The sequence below is a fragment of the Legionella lansingensis genome (assembly GCF_900187355.1).
Taxonomy (GTDB): Bacteria; Pseudomonadota; Gammaproteobacteria; order Legionellales; family Legionellaceae; genus Tatlockia; species Tatlockia lansingensis.
The window spans coordinates 586,712-602,550 of record NZ_LT906451.1 but is presented as its reverse complement, the minus strand read 5'-3'; the positions used below and the strand labels follow the sequence as shown (position 1 = coordinate 602,550).

The window sequence follows — 15,839 nt, the reverse complement described above, 5'->3', positions numbered from 1 at the left end:
TGTGATTTTTTCAGAACACTGTATCAAGCGTCCCGTTTTTACCATCGTTTTATCCCTGCTTTTGGTCATTTCAGGGTTCCTACATTACAAAAAGCTCGGGGTAAGACTTCTACCCAATATCGACAAACCGATTGTCCACATTGCCACAGATTATCAAGGCGCAAGCCCCGAACTTGTAGAGAAAGAAATAACCATTCCCATAGAGAATGCATTATCTGGAATTTCAGGTATTGACAGCATACGCTCCACTAGCACATTGGGCAAGAGTCGCATCAATATTGATTTTCAGCTCGGTGTCGATATTAATGACACCATTAGTGATATCCGTAATAAATTATCAACCATTCAGGCAAAATTACCTCAGGATAGTCGTCCACCCACGGTCAGCAAAAATGATGCCGATAGCAACCCTGTCGTTATGCTAGGGTTTCACGATGACAGCAAAACTCCCCTTCAGATCACAGATTACGTCGATCGCTTCATCAAACCTGTTTTACAAGAAATAAAGGGGGTTGGAGAAGTCGTTGACCATGGTGCTCGTAACTACGCAGTTAAAATAGCCCTGGATCCTATCAAAATGGCTGCCTATCAGGTCACTGTAGCGCAGGTAAAGCGCGCCCTTACGCAACAAAATATTGATGTACCTAGCGGTCAAATTAAAAGTAGCAATCGTTCTTATACCGTGGTGACACATGCGCGTTTACGGGATGCCAAACGCTTTGCTGATCTGGTTATTGCCCAACATAGTAATCAACCAGTTCATTTAGGTGAAATTGCTGCGGTAACTGTGGGTAGTGAAAATGAAGATAATTTACTGCGTATCAATGGCAAACCCGCTGTTGGGCTTGCCATCCTAGCACAATCAACAGCAAATCCAGTGGACGTTGCTAAGGAAGTAAAAAAAACCATAGCTAGTTTGCAGCCAACGTTACCTCCACATTTCGATATCCAGGTGGTTTTTGATTCAACGCTCTTTATTAAACAATCGATTCATGAAGTTTATAAGAGTTTTCTTGAAGCGGTGCTGTTTGTCGCTATTGTTGTTTTTTTATTTTTAGGCAATTTACGTGCTGCCATCATCCCTATTATTACCATCCCTATTTGTCTCATTAGTGCATTTTGGCCTATGTATTTATTAGGTTTCGAGCTTAATACGATTACATTGTTGGCCATGGTTCTGGCAATCGGTTTAGTTGTTGATGATGCCATTGTTGTTTTGGAAAATTGCCACCGACATATGCAAAGTGGTCTAAATGCAAAAGAAGCGGCAGTTAGAGGGAGCAAAGAAATTGTTTTTGTTGTCCTAGCCATGACCATTACCTTAGCAGCAGTTTATGCGCCTATGGGTTTTGTTTCCGGTTTTACTGGTAAACTATTCCTCCAATTTGGGATCACTCTCGCCATCTGCGTTCTCATCTCTGGTCTTATTGCATTAACATTATCACCAATGATGTGCTCTTCACTACTAAGAGACGGGAATGGTCGCTATAGTGCATGGTTGAACAAGCAATTTGAGAAACTGGGAGGCTATTATTTTTATAGTTTAAAACATGTGCTTACACACCCTGTTAAGCTGGCTGTGGTGTTATTAAGTACTTGTTTGCTTGGCGTTTTTAGCTATCAACAGTTAGGCGCCGAATTAGCTCCCGTTGAAGATCAAGGTTATATCATCGGTGCTCTCTCAGCACCGACGAATTCAAGTCTTCATTATACTGATCAATACACGCGTGAGCTTGAGTCGATCTATGAAGCTATTCCTGAAAAAGGAATCTATCTGGCTTCTGTAAAGCCAGCTTCTGCCTTTACCGTGTTGCGACTTAAGCCCTGGGAAGATCGGCAACGTAAACAGAAGGACATCAGTAACGAACTCAGTGAAAAAATGCAACGAATCACGGGTGTAAATGTTTTTCCTGTAAGTCCCAATCCTTTGGGTCAACGTGTAGGTAATAGTCAATTCAGCTTAGCTCTTTTAGGTAATACATCTTATTTAAGGCTTAATGAAATGAGTAGCGAAATTATCAAAATTTTGGACGATTACCCGGGACTTAGACATCTAAAAAGTACATTAACCCTAGACAGTGAACAAATTGAAATAGAAATTGATCGCCAATTGGCAGCCGATCTGCAAGTGAATCTGGCTGATGTTGCAGAGTTATTATCCACAATGCTTGGGGGTAGTAATCCTGCTAATTTCACCTATGAAGGCCAAGCGTATAAAATAATTCTACAAGTACAACAGGCAGAGCGTCGCGATGTTGCCGTATTGAATAAACTTTATGTGCAAAGTGGACGCGGTAGAATGATTCCTTTGTCAAGTTTAATCCGAGTGCATAATACGATAGGGCCAGATAGTTTGCCGCATTTAAACCGCATGCGCAGCGCCAATATCACTGCTGAACTTGGACCTAACGCTCATTTTGATGAAGTGATCAGGGATGTAAAACATTTGTTACACGAAAAGCTCCCGGATGATATCCAATATCGGTTTACAGGGGTAGCAAAAGACTATATCGAATCTGCTGGGAGTAGCCTCTATGCTTTTTACCTTGCTTTATTATTTATTTACTTAGTGTTGGCGGCGCAATTTGAAAGTTTTATTGATCCCTTCATCGTGCTCCTTAGTGTGCCTTTAAGTTTAGTCGGAGCCGTCTTAAGTCTCTATATTTTTAATGAAAGTTTATCTATCTATAGCAATATTGCCATGATAACCCTCATTGGGTTAGTGACTAAACATGGCATTATGATCACTGAATTCGCAAACCAGCAACTTAAACTCGGGCAAAGCAAACTCAATGCTGTTCTTAAAGCAGCTCATATTCGCCTTCGTCCGATATTGATGACCACCTTGGCGATGATTCTTGGTGCACTTCCGCTAGCTATCGCCGTGGGGGCGGGAAGCGAGGGTCGTCAACAGCTAGGCTTAGTTATTATTGGCGGTATGTTAGTGGGTACATTGTTCTCGTTATATATTGTACCTTTTGCTTATTTAATCATTTCTAAGCGTAAAGTCGCATTACCGTCAGAAATGTCTCAGGCCTCTACTATATCTGGGGAAGTACAAACGACCTGAATGTCTTGTTTGCCTCTCACCCGCCGCGCTATGCGCGTCGACCTCTCCCACAGGGGAGGCATTTTCCCTCACTTTAGCTTAGTGGATTGACCAGTTGCAACGAGCAGGTTCATCAGTACTATTGAATAGCAGAAGGAGCTGGGGAGTTTTCTGTGCATGAAAAAATTCGATTCTATCCCATGGCAAGGCGTTCTGCGACAGAAAACATCATTTTCATTGGTAAATCATAGCTAGTTCGGTAACGCAAGCGTTCACGGTTAGGTCAACTTCCATGTTTTCATGCGTAGGCCCTGCCTGTGCCTTCCTTAGATAAATTTGCTTTTTCCACAAAAGATCGGTATCTTATGCCTTTCGTTTTAGCTTGATGGTTTATCCATATGCAAGAAACGCCTAAGTCCTTCGATTTCTCTGGACTCTCGCCAGAAGAGATCGGCCGCCTGCTCCAGCAATATCATCTTCGCTTAACTGTTAATGAAGCACTGACCATCCAAAATCAATTGTTAAAACGCCCTCCAACATATGCAGAATGTGTATTATGGTCCATCCAAGGATCGGAACATTGTTCTTACAAAAGTAGTCGCAAACATTTACAGCGCTTCAACACCCAAGCCCCTCACGTCATCCTTGGCCCCAAAGAAGATGCAGGCATTGTTGCCGTGGCACGTGATCATGAAAACAGACGCTACGGTATTGTTGTTAGTCATGAATCCCATAACCATCCCTCACAGTTAGTTCCTTATGAAGGTGCTGCAACAGGTGTTGGCGGCAATGTACGTGACGTCTGCTGTATGGGTGCGGAAGTCATTGCTGTAGCCGATTCCCTACGATTTGGTGATATTAACCGCAATAAAACAAAATGGATTCAAGATGGAGTCGTTCAAGGTATTGCAGGCTATGCAAATCCCCTTGGTGTTCCTAATATCGCCGGGGATACATATTATGATGAAGCTTACAATGAGAATTGCCTCGTCACGCTAGTTACTTTAGGTGTGATCAGGGAAGATGAGATCATTCATTCCTATGCCCCTCCTCATGCGATTGACTATAAATTTGTCTTGATAGGTAAGCCCACAGATAATAGTGGCTTTGGTGGCGCTGCTTTTGCCTCTGCCACCTTAAGTGAAGAACAACAAGAACAAAATAAAGGTGCAGTCCAAGAACCCAATGCATTCTTACAGCGCCATTTACTGAAAGCTAACTACGCTTTCTTTGAATTGCTTCGCAAAAAGAATCTCATTAGTCGCGTTGGCTTCAAAGATCTGGGCGCCGGTGGCATTGCCTGTGCAAGTGTAGAATTGGCCGAGGCGGGAGGATATGGTGCCGAACTTGATCTCGAGCTTGTACCTACCAGCATGAACAATTTACCTCCTGCGGTTATTCTATGCTCTGAAACGCAAGAACGTTTCATGTGGATAGTCCCTGATGACCTCGTTGATTGCTTGCTAGCCCATTATAACGAACGCTTTGCATTGCCAGACATCTGTGAAGGCGCACGTGCCACGGTGATTGGTAAATTAAGAGATGATGGTATGTATGTGGTTAGATACCATGGTGAAGAAATTGTTTCAGCAAAAGCCCAGGACATTACACGGGGTATCCTTTATGAACGGCCATATCATGCAAAAAAACAGCCCCATGAAGAACCACCACCCTTTTATACGAATGACCTAAATAATATTCTGCTTAGGCTTTTAGCCCACGAGAATATTGCCTGCCGTTCCCCCATCTATGAGAGCTATGATAAACAAGTCCAAGGACGAAGTGTCATCGAACCGGGGTGGGCTGATGCTGGCGTTATGGCACCGTTTAATGAAGAGAAATATCCCTTAGAAATTCGTGAAACAGGAATCGCGCTCTCTCTGGATCAGAACCCTCGTTACTGCAAAATTGACCCTTACTGGGGAGCTGTTAATGCAGTTATTGAAGCAGTGCGCAATGTCGTGGCTGCTGGAGCCTGGCCCTTGTCTTTATCGGATTGCCTCTGTTTTGGTAACCCTGAAAATCCTGAGCAAATGGCCGAGTTTGTCGAAGCTGTATCAGGAATTGTTGATGCCTGCGCAGCAGTGCGCATGATAAACGATCGTAAGGTGAGTTTACCTATCATTTCCGGCAATGTTTCATTTTATAATGAATCAATACAAGGCGCTATTCCACCAAGTCCTATCATCAGCTGTCTTGGTGCGATGACCGATGTCACCAAAGCTATAACGTACGATTTTAAAAAAGCGCATTCAGTTCTGTTATTGATTGGTGAGCGCAAAGATGAATGTGGAGGGAGCATTTACTATCAACTCCATGGTCACCTGGGCAATCGCTTACCCAGACCGGATTTAACTTCATTTTCTGATGAGATCGCGGGCGTATTCAGCGCCATCCAGGAAGGTGTGGTTCTCTCTGCGCACGATATCTCAGAAGGCGGCATCGCGGTAACCCTGGCTGAGATGAGCTTCAAAAACAACATTGGTGTGAATGTTTTTATACCCGGGAAGTTAGCAGAAGATAAAAAATTATTTTCTGAAACTGGGGGCTTTGTTCTTGAAATTTCTCCTGAAAATTTAAAACAGGCAAAAGAGATCCTGAGAGCACATTCTGTTTCTTTTATTCCTATTGGAGAAACAACAGCAGATCCTGTGCTTGTAATGAATGGGCTAATTAATTTACCTATCAGTATGGCCCGTGCCGCATGGGAAAATGGTTTACGTGGGAGACTAGTATAAAATGTCAAGCATTGATTATAAGGCGGCAGGCGTGGATGTTGATGCCGGTATGGAGGCTGTGAACCGCATCAAAAAATCAGTAGAAAGCACCTTTTCTCCCCATGTTCTTACACCGATTGGCAGTTTCGGTGCAATGTATGATCTTAAGCCGCTTATGCAGACTTATCAGCATCCAGTATTAGTGCAAAGTATTGATGGCGTGGGTACTAAAATAATGGTAGCCAAAATGATGCAGAAGTTTGACACCATTGGTATTGATCTGGTCAGTGCGACAACGAACGATATCGTTGTCATGGGTGCCAAACCCCTCACACTACTTGATTACATCGCCAACGATAAATTAAGACCTGAAATTGTGGAACAAATTGTAAAAGGGATTGCTGTCGGCTGCCGGGAAAATGGTATATCGCTCATTGGTGGTGAAACAGCAGAGATGCCAGGCACTTATCTTTCTGGAGAGCATGATTTGGTTGGGGTCATCACCGGTGTTGTTGAAAAGGATAAAGCTATCCTGGGTCATGATATTACATCTGGAGATATTGTTGCTGCTTTTCCATCAAGTGGTTTACATACCAATGGCTACTCCCTTGCCAGAAAATTACTCTTTGATGTTGCAGGCTTTGACGTGGGCTCACGATTTCAGGATTTTTCTCACACCATCGGTGAAGAGCTTTTATTACCCCACATTAACTACACTCGTCCTATTTTAGAATTATTGGATAAGAACATCGCCATTAAAGGTATGGCACATATTACCGGCGGCGGTCTTCTGGAGAATTTACCACGAATTTTACCAGCCGGATGCGCCATAGAAATTCAAAAAAGACAAATCCCCGAACGTCCGATTTTTAATTTGCTACGCAAACTTGGCAACTTAGATGATCACCAGATGTACCGCACGTTTAATATGGGAGCAGGCTTGGTTTTGTGTTTCTCACCAGAGGAATTTTCTGCTATTCGTGAGGTATTACGTGACTTCGAAGCCTTCCCGCTTTATGAAATTGGCCGAGTGGTAAGCGGTACCAGAGAGGTGAAGTTACTATGATAAGAATTGGTTTAATCCAATTTCCCGGATCCAATTGTGAGCGTGAGACAGCACTCGCGGTAAAGCGCGCGGGAATGGAACCAATTGAATTTTTGTGGAATGAAGATTTACAAAAACTTCATACGCTTGATGGCTACATTCTAGTCGGTGGCTTTTCATATGAGGATCGTTCGCGTGCAGGGATCATTGCCGCTCTCGACCCCGTGATAAAGGAAATCAAGGCGCAAAGTGCTACCGGCAAACCCGTTTTGGGCATTTGTAATGGGGCACAAATTCTTGTGGAATCAGGAATGGTACCTGGCCTCAATCAGGCAGACATGACCATTGCCCTTGCAGAAAATAAACGCGTATCAGAGGGAAAAATCCTAGGTAAAGGTTTCTATAATGCTTGGGTCAACATGCGCTTAAACAACCATGGTCAACCTAATGCGTTCACTCGCCATTTAACTCCTCAGGATATCATCAATCTACCTGTGGCTCATGGAGAAGGCCGTTTTGTCATGCCGGAGGCCTTATTCAAAATGATTACAGAGCAAGATTTGAATCTTTTTCAATACTGCGATTCGCAAGGAGAAATTGTCGAGAACTTTCCTATTAATCCTAATGGGTCTATGGGTAATATCGCTGCCATCATCAATAAGGCTGGTAATGTGCTTTCCATGATGCCGCACCCAGAGCGAACGATGAGCGGTGATCCTATCTTTGCTTCCATGCGTGATTATATTGTTGAAAAAAAGAATATCAATATTCAGTCCACGCAGGTCTCTATACCATCGCATAAACCGGTCTCGTCCCTATATATATCGCCGACTTCCCGCGGCTTGACCGCGGGATCCAGCGAGCTTGCCAGATCCATGGAGCCCGCGGTCAAGCCGTGGGAAGTCGGGAGTAAGCGAATAATTACTCAAAAAGACAGCAATATCCATGAGTGCGTGGTCAAACTCATTATCACCGATAATCACGCTCTAACCGTTGAAAAAACATTAAGAAAACTGGGCTTCCCGGTCACTGTAAGCCGGTTTAAGCATTGGGAGATTAGCTGTGATTCGGCAGAGACTGTACAAGAGGCCAAAAAAAGTGGGGTGTTGTATTGTGAAAGGAAAGAACGGGAAATTTTAGTATCTGAGCTTGGATTAGACCACGGATTGACTTATCTGGTTCGTGCCAAAGACGATTTGCCTGGACAACAAGCGTTACAAACACTTAAAACTCATTACTCTCTGTCACAAATTCAAAAAATTACTGCCGGGATTTTATGGCAATTTAAAAGTGACAAAGAAGATATCCACAAACTAATGAACGATATTCTGTCAACGAACATCTTGAGGAATCAATATGCACACGCATGCTATCACTACAGCTAAATATCATCGGGAAATCGAAGCAGCCATCCCATTTTGTCTCGCACAAACGAACTTACCTATCAACCAAAGAACTCAGGGCAAGGTCAGAGATTTTTACGATCTGGGTGAGCACGTCATGCTAGTTACCACGGACAGATTAACTGCATTTGATAGAGAGCTTGCGCTTATACCTTACAAAGGGCAGGTGTTAAATTTAACCAGTGCGTGGTGGTTTGAACAGACAGCAAACATTGTACCCAATCACATCATTGCCGTGCCTGATCCCAATGTTATCATTGCCAAAAAATGCACTGTGTTTCCCATTGAGTTTGTGGTTAGAGGGTATATCACTGGTACGACAAGTACTTCTTTATGGACCCAGTACAATCAGGGAGTGCGCGAATATTGTGGGGTGACCTTTCCCGAAGGTCTTAAGAAAAACCAAAAGCTCTCTCAAGCCGTATTAACCCCCACAACCAAAGAAAAAATTCATGATCGCCCCATTTCTCCGAGTGAAATCATTGCCGAACAGTGGATGACTGAAGAAGACTGGTTAGAGGCAAGTGCTTTGGCACTCAAACTATATGAAGCAGGTGTAGAAATCGCTAAAAAGCATGGATTGATTTTAGTGGATACCAAGTATGAATTTGGCCGTGATAGCAAAGGAAATATCATGGTTGTTGATGAAATTCATACGCCGGATTCCAGTCGTTACTGGCTGGCAGACAGCTATGAATCCAGAATTGCAGCGAACCTGGAACCAGAAAATATTGATAAAGAATTTTTACGTTTATGGTTTGCCAAAAACTGTGATCCGTACAAAGATGAAGTACTACCTGCTGCACCCCAGGAACTCATCGTTCAATTGGCCTCTCGCTATATTCAATTGTATGAAATGATTACTGGAACGAATTTCCGTTTTGCAGAATCTGAGGAAAGCGCACAAGAGCGTATTCTGCGAAACATAGCCACTTATTTAAGGTAGTAGGCATGTGTGGGATTGTCGGCATTTTCAGTCACCAACTTGTTGCTCCTGAGCTTTATGATAGCCTTATCCATTTGCAACACCGTGGTCAGGATGCAGCCGGGATCTTAACTTGCAATGAACGTTTTTATACCAAGCATGGCTTAGGTTTGGTCCAGGAAATTTTCACACCCGAGAATATTACAGCCCTTAAAGGAAATATAGGCATTGGACACACGCGTTATCCTACTGCAGGGGGGTACACAGAATCTGATATTCAGCCACTGTGGATAGGAAGTCCCCGAGGCATTGCACTTGCTCACAATGGCAATCTGTCCAATTATCAGGAATTAGCTGATGAAATCCGTACCAAACAGCATCGACATCTAAATTCCTCCCTGGACTCAGAAGCACTATTATTGATCTTTGCTGATCACTTATCAGTCTCTTCCTCTAAGGATGATAGTGATGAGCATTTTTTCGAGCAACTTTGTCAGAGTGTAGGCCATGTTTTTCAGCAAATCGAAGGCGCTTATTCGATTGTTAGTGTGGTCATTGGTAAAGGGTTAGTGGCATTTCGTGATCCACATGGTATACGACCTCTTGTTTGGGGAAACCGGGAAAATGCTGATGGCACGGTAGACATCATTTTTGCTTCCGAAACCACACCCTTCTATGCCCTCGGTTTTCAACCGCAAGGAGATATTCAACCCGGTGAAGTCGCTTATGTGAGTCAATCTGGGAAGCTTTTTCGTCGGGTAATAAAGAAAGCAGAATTCAGACCTTGTGTTTTTGAGTACGTCTACTTTGCTCGTCCTGATGCCACACTAAATAATGTAAGCGTCTATAGAGCAAGACTTCGAATGGGACAAAATCTTGCTCGTGCCTGGAAACAAAAATATCCCGACCGACGTCCAGATGTGGTTATCCCAGCTCCATTCACCGCGAATACCGCAGCCCTTTCTTTTGCCCATGAATTAGGTGTTCGTTATTCAGAAGGTTTGTATAAAAATCCATTTATTGGCCGCACCTTCATCATGCCCAATCAAAACGCACGCAAACGCAACATCCGTTATAAATTAACTCCCCAACGAACAGAAATTCAAAACAAAATTGTTTTAATCGTAGACGATAGTATCGTACGAGGTACAACATCACGTGAAATTGTCAAAATGATCAGGGAATTTGGCGCAAAAGAAATTTATTTTGTTTCCACGTCTCCAGCGATTAAACACCCCTGTTTTAACGGCATCGACATCCCTTCTCATAAAGAACTCATTGCTGCTAATCAAAGTGAAGAAGAGATTAGCCGTTTTCTTGGGGTAGATATACTGATGTATCAGACGCAGGCAGACCTGATTGAAGCTGTGACTCGTCGTGGCAAACATGAGATTACCAGACCATGTATGTCTTGCATGGACGGTAATTATTTTTGTAATAACCTTACAGCCGAAAAAATGACGAAGCTAGAAAAAGAACGGCAAATTCATCGGCTTATAAGCAGTGAAGTCACTTAGAGAGGAGCGAGTGGATGAGAATACTTGTTATTGGTTCGGGAGCTCGCGAACATGCCATCATAAAAGCCCTGCAACGCTCACCGCAAAAGACTGAACTGTACTGCTGTGGTCCTTTTAGCAATCCTGGAATAAAGCAATACACTGCTGGCTACCATTTAGTGGACGTTACTGATTGTGAGGATATCGTTACAAAAGCAAAGCAGTGGGAAGTTGATCTAGCCATCATAGGTCCAGAAGCTTCTCTTGAGAAAGGTTTGGCTGATCGCTTGTGGCAAGAAAATATTCCCACAATCGGCCCCAAAAAAGAATTGGCACGTGTTGAAACAAGCAAAGAGTTCGCGCGCACGTTAATGCAAAAGTACCGTATCCCCGGTTCTCCTCTATGGCGAAAATTTAATAATCTTGCAGGTGTAGAGCAATTTTTAAATGAATTAGGGGCAGGAAACTATGTCATTAAGGCCAATGGCCTAATGAGTGGCAAGGGAGTGAAGGTTGCCGGTGAGCACTTGCATTCAATGGAGGAAGCAAAAGCGTTCTGCGAAGAGATTCTGAGTAAAAATCAAACCTTCATCATTGAAGAGAAGTTAGAGGGGCAGGAATTTTCTTTCATGTGTTTTGCTGACGGAAAGCGCCTCCTGCCCATGCCTTTGGTGCAAGATCATAAGCGCGCTTACAATGGTGACAAGGGACCAAATACCGGAGGTATGGGAAGTTACAGTGATAGCAATCATCGTTTGCCCTTTCTAACTGAAGGTGATGTGCGTACGGCCTTAACCATCAACAACGCTGTTTTTCAAGCATTAACCACCGAATGTCAGCAAAAATACATTGGCATTTTATATGGCAGTTTTATAGCTACGAAAAAAGGTATTTATGTTATTGAATTTAATGCCCGCTTTGGTGATCCTGAAGCTTTAAATGTATTGGCTATCTTAGAATCAGATTTTGTGGATATCTGCAAAACCATGATAACAGGCAATTTAAGTGCTGGACTTGCCAAATTCAAAGCCATGGCCACGGTTTGTAAATACGTGGTACCGGAAGGATACCCTGATAAGCCCACCAAAGATTTTCCTGTTGATTTCAGCAAAATCATTGATGAGAGAAACCTATATCTGGCTTCTGTGAATCATCATGAAGACAAAATTCTTGCAACTGGAGCACGCACTGCCGCTTATGTGGGGATAGCAGAGAACATTTTTTCTGCAGAACAACATGCAGAAAGAGAAATATCGTTGATTGATGGTCCTTTATATCATCGGGAAGATATTGGCACGCCCTCTCTCATTCAGCACCGCATTGATGCCATGTCGAGGATACGAAATTCATGATCCGAATAGGTATATTAGGTTCAACTCGAGGTTCAAATCTGAACGCTATTGTTGATGCGATTAATCATCAAGAATTAGCAGCAACTATTGAAGTCGTTATTAGTAATAAAATTGATGCTCCGATTTTAGAAAGAGCAACAAATTTTGGCATTAAGTCCGTTTTCGCAAATCCGGAGGGATTAAGCCGACAAGCGTTCGATTTCTATTTATCAAATTTACTTAAAGAGCATCGAGTTGAACTCGTTGTTTTAATTGGCTACATGCGAATTTTAACGCCCCATTTTGTGGCTAATTGGCAAAATAGGGTTATCAATGTTCATCCATCGCTGTTGCCAGCGTTTTCCGGTTTAATGGATCTTGCTGTACATCAAGCGGTTTTAGAATCTAAGGCAATGGTAACAGGATGCTCTGTCCACTACGTCACTGAGATTGTCGATGGTGGTCCATTGCTCGTTCAGAAGAAATGTCCAGTTCTACAGGAAGATACTCCTGAGAGTTTAAAATTGCGGGTACAGCAATTGGAAGGAAAGGCATTAGTGGAAGCAATTCACAAATGTGCAGAAATAGAAATTAACGTATAGGGTATATAATTATGTCTAAAGCATTAGTATCTGTGTTAATGGGTTCAAAATCAGATTGGTCAATCATGGAAGCAGCCAGTCTTGTTCTTGAAGAACTGTCTATCCCACATCAAGTACGCGCTTTGTCAGCTCACCGTACTCCTGATGCTTTATTTGAATACTTAACCGTTGCTCAGGAATCTGGTGTAGAGGTATTCATTGCAGCAGCGGGCGGTGCCGCGCACTTACCAGGGATTGTTGCAGCGAAAACATTGCTGCCTGTTCTGGGCGTCCCTATGCCCTCTTCAACCTTTACGGATGGCCTTGATGCTCTACTCTCCATTGTACAGATGCCTGCTGGGATTCCTGTTGGCACTTTGGCCGTTGGCAAAGCAGGCGCTATTAATGCGGCTATTCTGGCAGCCACCATTCTTGGCAATAAATATCCAGAATATCGTCAAGCTGTACAGCATTATCGTGAAAAGCAGGCTAAGAAAGTATTAGAGAATGCAGAAATAAAAGGATAATTTCCTAAAATTACATTTTTCGTAATACACTAAACGCATGACATAGCATAAGGGACTATCTATGCGTTCTTTGGTTTTTTCTATTCTTATTGTTACGACAACGCTGTGCTTGGCACAAGTTCGTGAAATTGCGATCACTCTTGATGACCTGCCACTTGTTGGCGCACCAATGAATACTGCCACTAATCAGCAAAGAGCAAGTGAACAATTCGACAAGCTCATCCAGGCGCTTTTAGAAAATGGGGCCCCTGCCACGGGCTTTGTTATTGCCGGCGCAATGGTAAAAGGTCACATGCCTTTTCTTCAGAAGTTTCGCGAAGCTGGATTTATGCTTGGTAACCACACCTATTCTCACTACAATTTACATAATATAAGTGCTGAGAAGTATATTGCTGATATTGCTCGTGCTGATAAAAAACTTGCTCCCCTTCTAACGGAGCCAAAATATTTTCGCTATCCCTATCTCGCCGAAGGGAGTGGTCAAAAAAAGCAGAAAGTTATCAATTATCTTCTAGAAAATGGCTACACCGTCGCCCCTGTTACCGTGGATAGTCTTGATTTCAGATTCAACAAACGTATCTATAAAGTTCCCTATCGTGAAAGGGAGAAGTTTATTGAGAAGATCAAACCAGAATACTTGGCTTTTATCTGGAAACAAACCCTGCGGGCGGAGAAAAGAGCCAACGGAGACGATGTGAAACAAATTTTATTGGTTCACGCGAACGTTCTTAATAGTTATTTACTTGGTGACATTTTAAAAATGTACAAAGAACATGGTTATACATTCATTAGCTTGCCTGAAGCACTCAAAAACCCAGGTCCCACCATCATCTATTCTCCCCCGAAGGGCGTGACTTATGCCAGCCAGTAAAGTCGCATCTTAAAAGCACTGTGCCACCACACCGAGGCATTTTCCCTACCTCTGGGAGAGGAGCAAGTAGCCTGGGTTTCAGCCTTTCGGGCTTCTACCCAGGCTACTTTGCTAGCAAAAATTATAGATAACAGCCAATACCATCAAAACCGATAATCTCACAGCGTTTAAACCTCGTGTCATCCAGGCGATATGACATAACCCCATAATCAGCAATAATTTGCCCAGTTTTCGTTGTTAACTGAACTGGCTTAACAATCACGTCGCCACCACAAAATGTTTTGCTAGTTATCCAACGCACTTCTTGGCCAGCTTGCTCGACTGTTATGACGGACTGCGCTCCCTTTTGGCGACAAGGCTCTTTCGGAAGCTGTGTTATTCGAGGAGCTGAGATGATCAAATCATAATCTGCCATTGTGGCTTTTATGGCATTTTCAGCATCCAAAATGCCATGACCACAAGGCTTTTTCCCAACACAGGATTTGTTTTCATCCGCCGTTTTGCCAAAAGCATGCGTCGTTGCATAAAGAATTTGCTCAACTGACTCAGGACTTATTCGACCATCTCTTACCGCAAAAATGAGTCCTGCCACACCTGCTACATGAGGTGAAGCCATACTTGTACCTTGATAAAAATCAAAACCTGAATTTAGGTAGCCCCCTCCAGGGTTAACTGTGGAAAGAATGCCTCCTTTTCTGCCATAACGTAAATCTCCTCCAGGTGCGGCAAAACTTACTGTGGGACCATAATTTGAATAGTAAGCCCTTAATCCTGCAGGACCTGTAGATGCCACCTTAATGGTGCCATTGCAAACAGCCGGTGCATTGTAATGTTCCCAACGATTATCATTGCCTGCTGCCACTGCGATGACCGCTCCTTGCTCACGAGCATAAAAAAGTGCTTCTTGTAAAGCCTCATCACAATGATCAATTTCCTTACCAGGCCGCTCATCGACACCAAAACTCATATTTAAGACCTTTGCAGGATAAGGATTATTCGGAACGCCAGGAACTTCCCCCCCAACTGACCAGTATATTGCATTGATCACCTGACTTTCATAAAACATCCCAGAGCCATCAGGAATTTTAACTGGCAAAATCTTCAAATCTTCGCCAACCCCGAGCATGACATCACCGTAACCTGCGATTGTCCCTGCGACATGTGTACCATGATAGGACGCCGTTTCATCACTGATATCTCTATTATTGGCAGCAAAATTCCATCCCCAAACATTATCTTGCTTATCTTTGACGAGGTTATTTACTAAACTGTCATTTAATGCCACGCCCGTATCGAGAACAGCAATAACAATAGGTTTTGCTGATTTACCTGTTGTATGAGCCCAAGCTCCATCATGGCGGTAAGGAGCGGATTCGAGCATGATACCTCCTGGTGCTGCAAACTCATCCCATTGCGTATCGTGTGAAAGAAGTTTGTCTGCAAGGTCCTCTATTTTTAATGTCGGTAAAGGCTGAATGCGTCCAACTCTATCTTCCACGGCATACGCAACATGCTCATTCTTGCGTAAATCCTGAAGCACACTATCCAAAGTAGATACTCCATTCTTGCTTTGTTGTGCACCTCGAATGGAAAAGCTAACTACATAGGCCCCACCTGCCATTGGAGTTAAAGCCTGAATGGCCAAATGCGTGGATTTACTTAACTGAGTCTGTAGAGCAGTTAAGGTGGATACGGGCTCTTTATATTTGACGATAACGCGTATTGTATCGTCATTGGCCATAGCGGCTTGTCCGAGGATCAGAAAGGTTAAACCTACAACTCCCGATTTACAGTGCATACATGCTCTCCTTGCAATAGTTTCAGTGAATAGTATGCAAAATAAACGTGAGCGCTAAAAGTGTATTTTGTATTCGGCATTAAATCCTCATCAACA

The 15,839-nt window shown here is 43.2% G+C and carries 11 protein-coding genes; 10 read left to right on the top strand and 1 reads right to left on the bottom strand.

The genetic code is table 11. The features are described 5' to 3' along the window. The first annotated feature begins 1 nt into the window (after nt 1). The 10 genes from CKV79_RS02860 to CKV79_RS02815 all read left to right on the top strand — a co-directional run bounded on the left by CKV79_RS02860 (nt 2) and on the right by CKV79_RS02815 (nt 13,945). The gene (locus CKV79_RS02860; protein ID WP_028372256.1) at nt 2–3,070 is read left to right on the top strand and encodes an efflux RND transporter permease subunit; all 3,069 of its coding nucleotides are present in this window, start codon (nt 2–4) and stop codon (nt 3,068–3,070) included. A gap of 377 nt (nt 3,071–3,447) precedes the next feature. Then, on the top strand, nt 3,448–5,787 hold the full coding sequence (gene purL, locus CKV79_RS02855; RefSeq protein WP_028372255.1) for a phosphoribosylformylglycinamidine synthase subunit PurL: 2,340 nt from the start codon (nt 3,448–3,450) through the stop codon (nt 5,785–5,787). Nucleotide 5,788: 1 nt separating this feature from the next. Then, nucleotides 5,789–6,832 carry a phosphoribosylformylglycinamidine cyclo-ligase gene (gene purM / locus CKV79_RS02850; RefSeq protein WP_028372254.1) on the top strand — a complete coding sequence of 348 codons (1,044 nt, stop codon included), beginning with the start codon at nt 5,789–5,791 and terminating at the stop codon, nt 6,830–6,832. Beyond that, entirely contained in the window at nt 6,829–8,196 is a 1,368-nt protein-coding gene (gene purQ / locus CKV79_RS14230) for a phosphoribosylformylglycinamidine synthase I (protein ID WP_035914768.1), read from the top strand. The genes purM and purQ overlap by 4 nt, the downstream gene beginning before the upstream one ends. Further along, entirely contained in the window at nt 8,168–9,160 is a 993-nt protein-coding gene (locus tag CKV79_RS02840) for a phosphoribosylaminoimidazolesuccinocarboxamide synthase (protein WP_035914765.1), read from the top strand. The genes purQ and CKV79_RS02840 overlap by 29 nt, the downstream gene beginning before the upstream one ends. Nucleotides 9,161–9,165: 5 nt before the next feature. After that, on the top strand, nt 9,166–10,656 hold the full coding sequence (gene purF / locus CKV79_RS02835; RefSeq protein WP_028372251.1) for an amidophosphoribosyltransferase: 1,491 nt from the start codon (nt 9,166–9,168) through the stop codon (nt 10,654–10,656). Between the two features lie 14 nt (nt 10,657–10,670). Next, nucleotides 10,671–11,987, top strand: a complete 1,317-nt coding sequence (gene purD, locus CKV79_RS02830) for a phosphoribosylamine--glycine ligase (RefSeq protein ID WP_028372250.1) — start codon at nt 10,671–10,673, stop codon at nt 11,985–11,987. After that, nucleotides 11,984–12,568: a phosphoribosylglycinamide formyltransferase gene (purN, locus tag CKV79_RS02825; protein ID WP_028372249.1), complete on the top strand. Its 585-nt coding sequence runs from the start codon at nt 11,984–11,986 to the stop codon at nt 12,566–12,568. Before purD ends, purN begins: the two co-directional genes overlap by 4 nt. Nucleotides 12,569–12,579: 11 nt before the next feature. After that, nucleotides 12,580–13,074 carry a 5-(carboxyamino)imidazole ribonucleotide mutase gene (gene purE, locus CKV79_RS02820; RefSeq protein WP_028372248.1) on the top strand — a complete coding sequence of 165 codons (495 nt, stop codon included), beginning with the start codon at nt 12,580–12,582 and terminating at the stop codon, nt 13,072–13,074. A 61-nt stretch (nt 13,075–13,135) separates the two neighbouring features. Continuing rightward, nucleotides 13,136–13,945, top strand: coding sequence for a polysaccharide deacetylase family protein (locus CKV79_RS02815; RefSeq protein WP_051546041.1), 810 nt, complete (start codon nt 13,136–13,138; stop codon nt 13,943–13,945). Nucleotides 13,946–14,066: 121 nt separating this feature from the next. Here CKV79_RS02815 and CKV79_RS02810 read toward each other — a convergent pair whose 3' ends face one another. After that, on the bottom strand, nt 14,067–15,743 hold the full coding sequence (locus CKV79_RS02810) for a S8 family serine peptidase (protein WP_028372247.1): 1,677 nt from the start codon (nt 15,741–15,743) through the stop codon (nt 14,067–14,069). Between the last annotated feature and the right edge of the window lie 96 nt (nt 15,744–15,839).

Excerpts from the sequence above, each read along its gene's own strand:
- purL (WP_028372255.1), top strand. The coding sequence starts at position 3,448 with ATGCAAGAAACGCCTAAGTCCTTCGATTTCTCTGGACTCTCGCCAGAA.
- purM (WP_028372254.1), top strand. The coding sequence starts at position 5,789 with ATGTCAAGCATTGATTATAAGGCGGCAGGCGTGGATGTTGATGCCGGT.
- purQ (WP_035914768.1), top strand. The coding sequence starts at position 6,829 with ATGATAAGAATTGGTTTAATCCAATTTCCCGGATCCAATTGTGAGCGT.
- CKV79_RS02840 (WP_035914765.1), top strand. The coding sequence starts at position 8,168 with ATGCACACGCATGCTATCACTACAGCTAAATATCATCGGGAAATCGAA.
- purF (WP_028372251.1), top strand. The coding sequence starts at position 9,166 with ATGTGTGGGATTGTCGGCATTTTCAGTCACCAACTTGTTGCTCCTGAG.
- purD (WP_028372250.1), top strand. The coding sequence starts at position 10,671 with ATGAGAATACTTGTTATTGGTTCGGGAGCTCGCGAACATGCCATCATA.
- purN (WP_028372249.1), top strand. The coding sequence starts at position 11,984 with ATGATCCGAATAGGTATATTAGGTTCAACTCGAGGTTCAAATCTGAAC.
- purE (WP_028372248.1), top strand. The coding sequence starts at position 12,580 with ATGTCTAAAGCATTAGTATCTGTGTTAATGGGTTCAAAATCAGATTGG.
- CKV79_RS02815 (WP_051546041.1), top strand. The coding sequence starts at position 13,136 with ATGCGTTCTTTGGTTTTTTCTATTCTTATTGTTACGACAACGCTGTGC.
- CKV79_RS02810 (WP_028372247.1), bottom strand. The coding sequence starts at position 15,743 with ATGCACTGTAAATCGGGAGTTGTAGGTTTAACCTTTCTGATCCTCGGA.